The 12,983-nt window shown below is 59.9% G+C and carries 8 protein-coding genes and 2 pseudogenes; 7 read left to right on the forward strand and 3 right to left on the reverse strand.

Annotation, left to right across the window (positions count from 1 at the left end; all coding sequences use genetic code 11):
• The 3 genes and pseudogenes from H8A95_RS44270 to H8A95_RS36980 all read right to left on the reverse strand — a co-directional run.
• The coding region (locus H8A95_RS44270; RefSeq protein WP_338028039.1) for a transposase DNA-binding-containing protein at positions 1–178 on the reverse strand (178 nt) is incomplete at its 3' end.
• Complete coding sequence (locus tag H8A95_RS36975; RefSeq protein ID WP_229169093.1) at positions 96–323, reverse strand: transposase; 228 nt, start codon at positions 321–323, stop codon at positions 96–98. The genes H8A95_RS36975 and H8A95_RS44270, both read right to left, overlap by 83 nt.
• A gap of 896 nt (positions 324–1,219) precedes the next feature.
• Positions 1,220–2,593: pseudogene (locus tag H8A95_RS36980) on the reverse strand (alpha,alpha-trehalose-phosphate synthase (UDP-forming)); the annotation flags it as partial.
• Between the two features lie 553 nt (positions 2,594–3,146).
• Between H8A95_RS36980 and H8A95_RS36985 the strand changes: the two are divergent.
• The 7 genes and pseudogenes from H8A95_RS36985 to H8A95_RS37015 form a co-directional block, all read left to right on the forward strand.
• The gene (locus H8A95_RS36985; RefSeq protein ID WP_274617704.1) at positions 3,147–6,299 is read left to right on the forward strand and encodes a DUF2169 family type VI secretion system accessory protein; all 3,153 of its coding nucleotides are present in this window, start codon (positions 3,147–3,149) and stop codon (positions 6,297–6,299) included.
• On the forward strand, positions 6,289–7,365 hold the full coding sequence (locus H8A95_RS36990) for a pentapeptide repeat-containing protein (protein ID WP_229169090.1): 1,077 nt from the start codon (positions 6,289–6,291) through the stop codon (positions 7,363–7,365). Before H8A95_RS36985 ends, H8A95_RS36990 begins: the two co-directional genes overlap by 11 nt.
• Positions 7,366–7,369: 4 nt before the next feature.
• Positions 7,370–7,777 (forward strand): DUF4150 domain-containing protein, encoded by a 408-nt coding sequence (locus tag H8A95_RS36995; RefSeq protein ID WP_229169089.1) that lies wholly within the window; start codon positions 7,370–7,372, stop codon positions 7,775–7,777.
• 33 nt (positions 7,778–7,810) lie between these two features.
• The gene (locus H8A95_RS37000; protein ID WP_229169088.1) at positions 7,811–8,767 is read left to right on the forward strand and encodes a hypothetical protein; all 957 of its coding nucleotides are present in this window, start codon (positions 7,811–7,813) and stop codon (positions 8,765–8,767) included.
• A 17-nt stretch (positions 8,768–8,784) separates the two neighbouring features.
• A complete protein-coding gene (locus H8A95_RS37005) occupies positions 8,785–9,441 on the forward strand; it encodes a DUF3540 domain-containing protein (RefSeq protein WP_229169087.1) in 657 nt (218 codons plus the stop codon).
• Positions 9,442–9,446: 5 nt separating this feature from the next.
• Entirely contained in the window at positions 9,447–11,219 is a 1,773-nt protein-coding gene (locus tag H8A95_RS37010; protein WP_229169086.1) for a tetratricopeptide repeat protein, read from the forward strand.
• Positions 11,220–12,162: 943 nt separating this feature from the next.
• Positions 12,163–12,983, forward strand: a pseudogene (locus tag H8A95_RS37015) (NEL-type E3 ubiquitin ligase domain-containing protein); the annotation flags it as partial.

The raw sequence follows: 12,983 nt of genomic DNA on the forward strand, positions 1-12,983 counted from the left end.
CATCATGCAGGACAAGAACAGACCCTTTCGCAGCCGCGATACGTTCCCGCGTCGATTTAAAATGACCAGACAGGACGTCGGCCTCGCTTACTCGTTCATTGGAGAAGAAACGATAGGCCGCCTTGGTATTCGCCCAGTCTTGGCAAAACCATCGGAATGCTCTGGCCGATGTCTCCACCAATCTGCTTCAGCAGCATGCGAACTCTCTCGCCAAGTCGAGCGTCCTGGAATTCGCACAGCGCGGCTTCACGGTCAAACCAGGTCACCGCATCAGACGCCAACCGATGCGCCTTCTCATCCCGGGCGCGTGAAGTCAGTCCCATAGGGCACCTCTTCTCGAATCAGGTGCCCATCAAAGAATCGCAAGCGATTCCGGCGACTCAAGTTTTTCAGCTCAGTGCACTCCCGAAAAATATGGGTAATCGTAAGCTTGCTCGGATACGTACGACGCAGTCACATGCCTGAGACATTCAACGGCAAAAAGGGAAAGCGGCTGCCGTGGATAACGAGGAAGATTGGTATGAAGGACTCTTGGACGGGCTGGCGGATGTGCCGGCAAAAGTGTCAGCGAAGCGGCGGTCCAACAGGTGGATGATTATAGGGCGAACGAACGGCAAACGCTGTGCCGACTTTTGTGCCGGCGCCGAACCGCTCTATTCGCATCAATCGCGGTAAACTGCGAGAGCGATTTTTGGTAGAGACGTTTAGTCAAATGTATTCAACGACGACGACGGCCTCGATCCGGCAACCGTCCCGAACTTGGACCTCTAGCAGGCGACGGCCGATAGATGACCGAAGACCTTTGATGTCGACGTTCAAGCAAGAGGTGCCAATTACAAGCCACGACGCGCGTTCAGCCGCCCTTAAGTCGAGGTATGAGAATAACTTTGACGCCCAGCGGATTGTTGGGGGTAACCTCCCCCATCCCTGCAGCCAACTGTGCCATGTAGGGATGACCGTGGATGTAAATATCTGTTGTGGGCTGGTACGACCTGGGGAAGGCATCTACGCTATTCAGCGCGCCGAGCAGGATGTCTGGAGCCGCTTGAGGACCGTGGTTCCAGCCCAAGTCTACGATGTGAGTGAAATCCTCATCTAATATCCTAGCCGGCACACCGAATGCTGGGCATGACAAGTGCCGCGGCAGGTCAAAATGGCTTGCGCCTCCGGCCAATTTCCCCTCAACCTCTCGTTTCGAACTGCTGGACTCTCCCACATCCCGCGGGCTCTGTCTTGCGAGTTTCTCGATCCGAATTTTCTCCAACTCGGAGATAAAGTCCTCCGACCATTTCTGGATGGGATAAGCTCGGAGCCTCGCCTTCATCTTCTTCCAGCGACAGATGCGGTCGGGCAGCGACATTGAAAATGCGATCGAAAGCTTGTCTGCTATGTCTTCGATGTCGTTGGGATCGATGAGCAGCGCCCCGTCGAGTTCCTTGGCCGCGCCGACAAATTTCGACAAGACCAGTACGCCGGGATTGCTGGGGTCTTGCGCGGCAACATATTCTTTCGCTACGAGATTCATCCCGTCACGCAACGATGTTACCAAGCAGACACGTGCGGCGCGGTACAGACCCGCGAGCACTGGCTGACTCTGAGGCTTCGTTTCGTGGCGGATCGGCATCCAGCCGTCCGCGCCATGACGCGCGTTGACGTCCTCGACAAGAGCCGCGACATCGTGCTGATAGTCATCGTAGCTCTTGATGCCGGATCGTGAGGTGGTCGCGATCTGCAAAAGCGAGATGCTGCGCGGTTCCTTGTTCAAACGGTGATCGATAGCCCGAACGCGATTGTCGAGACCTTTGGTGTAGTCGAGCCGGTCGACGCCGACGGCAAGCTTCTCACGATCGAGACCTTCCAATAGCGATGAGACGTCGGCATTCGAACTCGCGTCTGCTGCATATTGTGCAAATTTGTCTGTATCTATGCCGATCGGAAATACTTGGCATCTTGTGACGTGACCATCGTCCGAATTCACAACACCGTCTTCGCGAGGTGTGAGGTCGAGATCGGCACGGACGCAGGCTAGGAAATTCTGCCGGTCCTCGTCGGTCTGAAAGCCTAGCAAATCATACGCAAGCATCGATTTGGTCAGTTCGCGATGATGCGGTACCAGCTGCACGTCGGGCGCCGGCCATGGCGTGTGCAGGAAGAAACCGATCGGTCGGTCGACGCCCAGATCACGCAACTCGGCGCCGAGCCTGAGGAAATGATAATCATGCACCCAGAACGCGTCCCACTTTCCATACGCGAGCAGCGCATCCGCCATGCGGGCATTGATTTTGCAATAGCTTTTATAGTCGTCTGCTGAGGAGGAGATCCGCTCTGTCAGCGAATGTAACGCTGGCCATAGTTCCGAATTGGAAAAGCCCTCATAGTAGCGGCGATAAACCTCGGCAGGCAGATCCACCCTCACGAGCTTGCCTCTGCCGAGCGGCATGACGGTCGATTCGGCCTCCAGCGGGCGCCTCGGCCCCACCCAAATTGCGCCGGATTGTTGCACCATGGCAACCAGCGCCGCCTCAAGCCCGCCTGTCTTTGGTTCATTGGCGTTGCTGCCGGCAACTCGGTTCGAGACGACGACGAGATTCACAAGTCATCCTTTCCCGTCTGATCTGCGTTTGCCGGTTCGATCAATTTGCCTCGCCTGATCGCTGACGGTTTACGGCCTGACATTCGACCCGCTTCGGCGATTTCATGCGGGCTTCGTCGGCTACTAACGAATACAGCGCGCAGTTTCGAATAACGGGCGTACGACGTAGGTCCTCGCTACCACAAGGCGGAGGTGGTGATTTCGGCGCTGAGTTCGCTAACGGCTTGTTCGCGCGAAGGCGGCCTTCGCAAGCCAACGAAGCACCGGTTTTCTGCAGACCGAACGGCCTGTACTTTTCGGCAAGCCGCACCCTGGTCTTCTATCTGGCCGCTCGAGCGGCCTTGCGGTCGATGATTCCGCAGCAGCAAATCGCGGCTACCTCGACCATCAAACCGTCGCCGCGGTACGGAACGACTATTTATGCAACGCGGAGCTGGATGGCTGCCTACCTCACTTGGTATGTGACACAAAGACGCGTTTGGATGTTGAGACCGAAAGTCCGTCACGCTCGAGAAATATTGGTAAAAAGACGAAAATCGTCTCGGCAGGTTTCATGCCCGTTCTTGTAAAGCCCCGCACACTGGGTCTGTTGACCAAATGCGAGCGTCGTCCTCCAGGGGCGAGTCTCATCATTTCGGTCTTCGCGATGTTCGACCTCGCCAACCCGGGCGCCGGTCGTCTGCTGGGCGAGCAGGAGCTTTGGGTGATGGCCGCGAAGGAGCTTCCGCCCAGCACCCCTCTCGACATCGGCATGCCCAAGCCGCAAGCCGAGTTGCTCATCGCCGGACATGCCGCGGCGCCTGAGGGACGGCCGACCGAGCGCATGATGTTGGGCTGGACACTCGGACCGATCAAGAAGCACCTTCTGGTGACGGGCGACCGCTATTGGCAGATGACCACCTCCGGATGGAGACCAACAGAAGTGCAACCATTCCAGCAAATGCCGCTCACTGGCCAACGCGCGTTCGGTGGGCCCGGCTACGCGGCGAACCGGGCCGGCGCCGGCCATGAGGCTCTCCGCCGCAGCATGGCCGGCGAACTGGTGGCCCTGCCCAACGTCGAAAGCCCCGAACATGCTATTCAGTTCATCGACGCGACCGCACCGCCCGCAACCTTCGGACCAATGGCGCTTGATAGCAATGAGCGCTTACAGTATGCGGGAACCTATGATGCCACGTGGCTGCAATCAGTTGCCCCCGCTCTGGCGGGCGATGCCGATCCGCGGCTTTTCCTGTTCGGTCCACCAGACCAGCGCTTGAGCGGCTTCATCTGCGGCGGAGAACCCTACGCGCTGCAGAACTTCTCTGCGCAGCATCCGTTGATCGAAGGCCGCCTGCCAGCGTTTCGCGTGCGCTGCTTCATCGGCTGGCGCGATGCGATGCGTGGTGTCACGGAACTGCAGACGTACATCGATACCCTGTGGCTGTTCGCGGGAGCCCGCCGCGGCGTCATGATCTATCGCACCGCGATTGCCGTGCAGGAATTGGATGGCAGCGACGTTAGCGACATTATGGTCGCTTACGAGCAACACGGTGAGCCGGCGCGGCCGTTCGATCATTATCTGAATGTCCGGCGGCTGCGGCTCGACCCAGCGAGCGCCCCACGCTATGCGTTTTCGGAACATCAACTTGCCCCTGAGATGTCGGCTGCCGAACGCGAACGTCGCACAGCTCGGCGTCGGTATCTGGCCGAACAGCGCGCAGCGCAACAGCTAGCCTCCATTCGCTGGGCGCTCGATCAGGAGTTCGCACGCATTGAGCTCCCGCCTTCGCTGCGTCCGACGATCGAGATACCGTCGATCGAACCATCGAGCATTCCCGAATTGTTGCCGGAGGAACTCGAGAGCGGCGAGATCGAATTATCCGCGATGCTCGACGCGCTGGAGACGGTCCAGGCAAAGGCAGAATCCGATGTCGACAGGCTTGACGCTCAATATCGACCGATACTTGGAGCCTATGAAAAGCTTGCTAGCGGAAACGCCGCATCGAGCGATATCGACGCCTTGCTTGCCGCAATCTCTTCCACGGACGCCGCGCAGTCGATGGACGCGAGCTTTCAGCAGGCCTCGCCATTCCCTGAGCTGCCGGATACTGATCCAGGCCTCATAAAGGATATCGAAGACAAGTTCGCTCGGGCGAAAGACTGGCGCGGCGGTATCCTTGGTACAGCAACGCAACCGCTCGACGAGCAAAAACAATTCGAACTTGCGCATGCTCGTTTTTTTGACTTGGCGGCGGGACGGCCGCTCGAGCCGATACGCAACGCGATATCGGATGACGCCTTTTTGCTTCCCGATATCCCTGAACCAGACCTGCCGGAAAAATCGCGGAGCGTCACGCCGGAGGCGCCGCAGCGCCTGACCATTGACGAGATACTGGCCCAGATCGACGCCTCCGATCCACCGCCTGAAGCCGCCCAACGAGCGCGTACGGCACTCACCGATGCTGAAGCGGCGCTCAGAAGGGTCCTTCCTGCGTCACTGTCCGATGATCGCGCGCCGTTTGAGGCCTTGAGTGCCCCCCATCAAGGGGCAAACAGTGACGAGCCCGGAGCAGGGATCGCCGCAGCGAAGACAGAAACTACGAAAGCGGTGACCGTTCTACGGACCGAGATCGACAGAGCGGAAGGTCAATTGGCAGCCGGCACGGCCGCGGCAAGGCTCGCCTCACCCAAGCCGCTCAAGCCTGACGCGATGCTGGCGCCGGCTGTCGCACGCGCGCTGGGCGAACTGGTGGAAGAGGAGTTCCGACGCGGGGGCCAGGTTGCTGGTCGGGATCTCGCCGGCGCCGACCTCTCCGGACGAAGGTTCGCGAACGCGGACTTCTCCAGCGCCTTCCTTGAAGGCGCGAAGCTGAACGGGACCAACCTGGCCGGTGCGAAACTGAGGAAAGCCGCGCTGACCGGTGCAACGCTCATCAACGCTGATTTAAGCGCGACCGATCTCACCGAAGCCAATCTCGGTGAAGCCGACTGCCGTGGAACACGTTTCGCGGGCAGCCAGCTTGTGCGCACCAATCTTCTCGGCGCACGCATGGTGGGCGCATGCTTCGACCAAGCGCATCTTGCCGAGCTCCAAGTTTTGCGGGTACCGATGATCGGGGCGACGCTCCGCTCTGCGCAAATACGTGAATGCTCCTTCATCAAAGCCGTCCTCGATAACACGGATTGGGGGGAGGCCGTGCTCGAGCGCGGACAATTCATGGATCTCTCGTTGTCTTGTGCGAGCTTTGCTGGCGCGCGACTTGAGCAAACCTGCTTTGTCAAGGTGACAGCGGCCCTACTCGATCTCTCGAGCGCGCGATTTGACCAAGTCAGCTTCATCGGCGATGTCGATCTGCGCGACGCCCGGTTCGGCCGCAGCAGCGCCGAGGCGCTCTCCTTTCAGACGGCCGACCTCAGTGGCGCCGACTTCACCATGGCTCGACTGAACGGAGCCTATTTCGGCAAGTCGACGCTGGCGCGGGCCACCTTCCGAATGACCTCGCTGAAACGCGCGGTCTTCACCGGCAACGATCTGCGCGGCAGCGACTTCTATGCGGCCAACCTGCTCGAAGCGCATCTCAACCAGGCCAACCTGGCCGGCGCCAGTCTGCGCGATGCAAATCTCTATGGCGCAGACCTGATGGATGCTTCCTTGGTCGCGGCCGATTTGAGCAACGCAAATATCGACCGCACCGTCCTGATGGTCACACGCCATGTCAATTGATCTCTTATTGCAGTCGATCGATCATCAGTTCCCCGTGCGCGACGTTAACCTCGATGACGAGACGCTATCTGGACTACGCCTGAACGATGGCGTTGTGCTGAGTTCCTCTTTTCGCGGCAGCCAATTCACGCGCGCCCGCCTGACCGGCATGACGTTTCAGGACTGCGATTTCAGCGGCGCTTCCTTCGCTGATGCTTGCCTTGACAAATGCATATTAGTCGATTGCCACGCTGGCGGATCCGACTGGCGGCGGGCGCGCTTGACCCAGTCGACGTTCATGACATCAGATTTCAGCCATAGCGACTTCGGTGAGACGCGGCTCAGCCAGACGACAGCGATGCGTTGCGTGTTGGCCCGCACGATCCTGAGCAAGGCAACTCTCTCTCAAAGCGCTCTCATGGATTGCGACCTCGCCGAGGTCGTGCTCGACAACGCCACGCTGACGAACGCCGCCGTAACGCAGGCCGATTTGCGTAGTGCACAGCTCACGGGACTGCGCTGCGACACAATTCATTTCTCCGAATGCGATCTGTCGGAGCGGGAACTCTCCGGGCTGATGCTCGCGCGAGCGAACCTGAGCGGTGCCAAGCTGAGAGGAGCAAACCTGTCCGGAACAGACCTGTCCGGTTCGGTGTTGACGGGCGCGAGCCTGGTAGGTGCCGACCTCTCCGGCGCGATCGCCCCGAACACACTGTTCGTCAGGGCTGACCTGCGAACCGCAAAGCTGCGCAATGCCAATTTGACGCAATCCATCTTCATCGAAGCCTGTCTGGACGGTTGCGATCTTTCCGGCACACAATTGACGACGGCCGTTTTCACACGTGCATCGGCCAGGTGCGCCGTGTTTGCCGGCGCCGACATGTCCTATGCGCTGATGCACCACGCCAAGGTTGAAGGCAGCGATTTTTCCGGCTCGCGATTTCTGCGCACTGACTTTCACTGCGCGTCGACCGAAGGTAGTCTGTTCGTGCCCCGGCATCGCAGTACTCTGCAAACCGTGCCGGAACGCGCCATTGCCGAACTCTACGATGCAAACCGCGTTATCCCTTTCAACGGAGGGTGCTAAACAGATGACTTTTGTTAATTCAAATGGCCCGATGCTGGCGGAGGATCATGCCTTTCCGGATGTCTGCAAGACGCCATCGGGTCCCGCCCTCGTGCCGACCCCTTATCCGAACGTCACTGTGAACACGACGGCCATCCCCACCCAGTCTAGGTGCCTGATCATGTGTATGCCGGCACACAACATGACGACCGAGCGCGCGACATCGATGGGTGACAACGCAGGTGTGGGCCTCGGCGTGATCTCTGGCCTTGTCATGGGTCCGGGCCGCGCCAAAGCGGGATCGGACAATCTGTCAATCGGCGGGTCACCGGCAGCGAAAATGGGGATGCCGACTAAGCAGAATGGTGCCAACCCGAACGCGTTCGGACTTTCGATATCCCCCTCTCAAACACGTTTGACGGCGCAGCGCTAATGTGCCGACAGCCATCCGATTAGAGTATCCGCTATGCCAAATGCCTATACGCGACTGGTCGTCCCAGACACCCTGGCTTCTCCCCTGGCGAAGTCAACTTATCTGCGCCTCGGCTCTTATTCGGACGAAGAAGAAAAACTTGTCACTGGTCTCACGACGACTATTGGCGAAAGTCCGGCCGCGATCAGAAAACATGAAAGCGACAATGCCGGCTTACTTGCCTTCACCAACAAGGACGTCCAGGCCAATATCGAAGGCGCTGCGCTGCTCAAGATCGGTCGCGGTCAAACCACGGAGGTCACGAACGGCAACTCCCAACATCAGGTCTCGAAAGGAACTTATGAGATCTCGGCCGAGAATGGCGTGTCAATCAGTGCTGGCGCTAATGGGACACCTGCCGACATCATCCTGACGGCCTCGAACCGGGTCAAGCTCATCAACAACGGCCACAAACTGGAGACGACCGTTGGAAACTCGGAAAAGCAGACGATGGGCGACACCAAGGAATTGTTTCAAGGCACCAAATTCACCTGCATGATGGGCGCAGCTACCACGCTGACGATGGCCAAGAACGTAAGCATGTTCTTTGGAGAAGCGTTCACCTTCAAGATCTCGCCAGAATGTTCAGTGAATCTCAGTGATATGAACTCTATGACGATCGGCAACAAACTTGACATTGTCGAAGGACACGACGTCAAGCAAGTGATTGGAAAGTCGACCAAGTGTGTTTTTGGACCCGATTTCAAGTCGGCTGACAGCGATACCAAGATTCTCAGGACAAGCGATTTCAAGCTCGCTCCCGTCGAAGACTTCAAGTCGGTCGGTCGCGACATCAAATTCTGCAAGACCAGCGTATCCAACTCCGAAGAAGAATTGAGAAAGGGACAGTCGAACACGGAAGAGTACAAGCTTGTGACCCGAAAAGCTGAGATCACGTCCAGTTCCGGCAATGAGGAAGTCATACAAAAGAAGTTGATAAATTTCATGTAACGAGCTGGAGAACAAGGATGACGATGCCGATCCGTGCTACAAGCACCGACATCTTGGCGATGGCTGAGCGCTTTCTTAAGCCTGGGCATCACAGGGCCCGTGTCGTGTCGGTCAGCGACGATGGCTCTGCGGTCGAGGTCGAGACCGCTGGCGCCCGTCACACGGCGACGGTGGCTGTTGGCTGCCTGGTCCGGCCCATCCCACAGGACATGGTGCTGCTCTTCACTGAGGCGGAGCGTGGCTTTGTCGTGACCGTGCTCGAGCGAGCGGATTCCAGTGGTGGCATGGTCGCGCTGCCCGGAGATCGCAACATGTCGATTGAGGGCGAGACTATTACTCTCGCCGCGCGTCGGCGCCTGTCCATGCGCGCCGACAGTACCGACCTGCAGACTAAGCTGTTTGCCGTGCTCGCGGACAAAGGCTCCTGGATCGGCAAGCTCTACACGGTGATCGCGGACCGTGTCCGATGTTCGGCGCGAATCCAGGAAGCGAGCGCCGAGCAGCTTACGGTAAAGGCGGTCGAGCGTGTCGCGGTGATCGAGCGTATCGACACATTGCAGACCGAAACCCAGGCCATTAGAGTCACCGGCATTGCCTCCGAGATGGCGCACAGCAAGGTCATCGCGGTGAGCGAGGATCTCCGCCTCGATGGCAAGCGCGTCACAGTTGCATAGCACAGATGCTGTCCACTGGCATGCCGGCTCCGACCCGGCAGGAGAGGGTTAGAACGGCCCAGGAGTTTATCTCGGCCGGCCGTCTCGAGGAGGCGGAGGCGCTGCTCGAGGAGGTCGCCACCACAAGTGATCCCGATACGCTCAATGCGAGGGCCACACTGGCGCTTGCGCGCCGGCGGATCGAGTTTGCCTTCGACATGCTGTCTGAAGCTGCGACCATCTACCCCGAACACGCCGGCCTCACCACCAATCTCGGCATCGCTCACGGATTGCTCGGCCGCGCTGAGGCGGCGGTGATTTGCCTCGAACGCGCGGCGGCTCTCGCCCCGCGGAGCGAGGAAATCAAGCTGGCGCTCGCTCAGGCCTTGCTGAACCGAGGCGAGGTTGCGGAAGCCCGTGCGATGACAGAGACCGTCGTCCACCACGAGCCCAGGAATGCGCGTGCGCTCGTTCAACTTGGCGCCATCGAGTTCGCGTTGGGCCACAGCCCGGCGGCTGAGGCCGCCCTGCTTCGTGCGCTTGAGATTGCTCCGGACGATCCCGACGCGCTGGGCAATTTATCGGTGCTCAAGCTTGAACGCGGGCGCCTCGACGAGGCGCTCAGCCTTGCCGCGCGCGCGCATTTGCGCGCCCCGCTCGATACAGCTGGGCTCTTGCATCTGGCTTATTGCCACGCCGCAACTGGACTCTGGTCGCAAGCGGAGGCCACCTGCAAGAAACTGCTCGCCTATGCGCCCGCTCATGTTGGTGCGCGCGAAATCTTGGCCCGTGTTACGATTGCCAAGGGTGAGGTGGACCGCGGCATTGCGCAACTGACAGAATTCGTGCGCGCTCGCAAATCGGATCCTACCGCCGCGCTTGCTCTGGCGCGTGTCCTACAGCTCGTTGGCCGGCTCGACGAATCCCTCACACTTGTCGGTCACGTCGTGCACACGCGACCTGAGAATGACGCAGCGAAGTCTCTGCAGACGACGCTTGAACTGACGCTCGGTCGCTTCCCGACGCCCGAGCCGTCCGCCTCGGCACCTGTGAGGCGGATAGTCGTGCCGCCGACGATGGGCGCCCTTGAGTTCATCGCACTCGCTCGTCTCTTGCGTCGGCTGCCGAGCCTGCAAGATGTGCATGTGGTCGCGCATCCAAGTTATCAGGCTCTTCTTGCCAACCTCGCCGAGCGGGTGATTTTGGACGAACCGAGGCCCGCGATCTCGGCTATGCCGCTGCAATCATTATTGCGCGTTCTGCCGACCGACGCCCGCAACATTGCCGATGGCATTCCCTACCTGCGCCCCGAGGCCGAACTGTTCGCCAAATGGCGGGATGCATTGGCCGCGTTCGCAAGGCCTCTGGTGGGCATCGTGTGGGAGGGTGGCGCGCTCGGCCTATCGATGGAGCAAGTCGCAGCTGCGTTTCCAAACTCCGTCACGCCTGTCAGTTTGATGAGCGGCGCGCAACGGCATGACATGAAGCGATGGAGTCGTCCGATCGATGCTGGCGTGCACATCGAGAGCCCTGCGGAAATGATCGCAGCGATCGCCAATCTCGACGCGGTGGTCGGGCCCGACAGCTTCGCCGTCCATATCGCCGGAGCGCTCGGCGTCTGCGGCGTGGTTTTCGTGCCACGCGGTTATCCCTGGTATTGGGCTCAGGCTGGCGGAAAGCCACTGTGGTATCCGTCATTCGAAGTTGTCGTGCAGGAACGGTTCGGGCATTGGTCCGGCGCGATCGACGAAGGTCGTCGCCACCTCGAGACCCTGCTACGCAAACAACCGATTGACTGAGCGGCGCGCTCCCACAGCATCGCGGCGCGCCCAGGTCGCTGATTGCTTAAGCTGCGACTGGCGCTTCCTTCTCCGGTCGAGTCCGATCGGCGGGAGGACTGCAATAGCCAAGCGGCTCGACCGCATCGTGCACCTGATTAAGCGGCTTGAACGCAATGAAAGTGTCACGTTCGAGACAATCACGTTGCTCGTGCGCTTTTGGATGACGGTACCATCGGCATTGCCGCGATCGAGCATTGGAGGCGGCGGAAGCTCATCATCCGACAACAGACATGCCGGCCATCGCCGACCCATTTGGTACGAGCGCGCCGCCTCGGAGCGAAACCCGACGCCGTTACACGAGACTTGTCGCTCACGAGAGTGTCTCGATCTAGAAGTTACCGCTTGACTTGGTCAGATTCAGGACGTGAAATGTGATGAAGCCCGTTCACAATATCAACCACGGCGACGGCCGCAGATGTCGTGCGGACGTACAACGTCTCGCTGCAACTGCTCGGCCGCGGGCCTTGATCGTCATCAATCGTCGGTGATCACCATTCGTGGTGATGGCGATCGGCTTGGAGACGGGTCGTTGCGCATTCGCTTGCTTGAGAAGCATTGAACAAGCCCAGCGAGGCGCTGGCATGACTTGCGAAACTCCCGAACAAGGGGACCAGCAAGGCTCGAGCGCGCGGAGCAGAAGGGCAAGGCCTTGACAGAGCCGCGCGCGTCAGCCGCCGACGAACCTCGAGACTCCGGCTCCAGCCGAATCGTCGCAAGATCAGATCCTTGAGGCCTGGGCGGCCGAAGCGGGGCAGGGCGACCATGAGAATCGGCAAGAGGCGGTAAGACGAACGAAAACTTGGCAGGAAGCAGCGCCCCATGAGCCGCCGTGACCACCTTGTCCGCCGCCCTCCCGGCGGGGCTCCAACACCTGAATATCGAAGGCAATCAGCTGACGAGGGTGCCCGATATCCTTCCGAGCGGTCTCCAAAGCCTCCACGTCAGAAACAATTGGCTCGCCAACCTGCCCACCAATCTCCCGGCAGGACTCCGTCAACTGCACGTCGACAACAATCGGTTGACCAGCCTGCCCGAGACCCTGCTAACGCAGCTCGGCTCCGGCTGCCTCGTTGATCTGGATGATAAGCCGCTGCCTGCACGGGGGCGGACCAACCTGACGGCGGCCACGAAGGCTGAGGGTTATGCTGGCCCGAACGTGTTCTTCTCGGATCCCGACGAAACAGCACAAGATCGGGCGCGGCCCCTGGCCGAGGCAGTCGCGGATTGGCTCGACGAGCCGGACGCGGCGGCCATCTGGCGGAGCTTCGCCGACGAGCCGGGAGCCGAGGAATATTCACGCTTCCTCCACAGGCTGCGGGACACCGTGAACTATGACGCATTCCGGCAGGCGGTGGCCGAGGACCTGCCGCAAGCGGCAGGGAGGCCGACATTGCGCGAGCGGTATTTCCAGGCGGCGGTCGCAGCGAACGAGAGCTGCGAGGATCGCATCACGTTGAACTGGAATGGCATGCATACCGCGCGCGTGAACGCTGATGTTCTGGGCGGAGCCTACAATGAGCATCTCGACAAGCTCCTTTAGCAGGGCCGCTTTATGTTCCGCTTGGTCGCGCTGGACGGGATCGCACGCGAAAAGGTGACCTCGCTCCCCCTCGTCGAGGTCTATCTCGCCTATCAGGCCAGGTGCGCGAGCCACTGGAGCTGCGGCAATCGCGCCGGACATGCGTGCGCGGCGGCGATCAGGGTGAGACTCCGTATCATCCT

The sequence above is a fragment of the Bradyrhizobium oropedii genome, assembly GCF_020889685.1.
GTDB classification, from domain to species: domain Bacteria; phylum Pseudomonadota; class Alphaproteobacteria; order Rhizobiales; family Xanthobacteraceae; genus Bradyrhizobium; species Bradyrhizobium oropedii.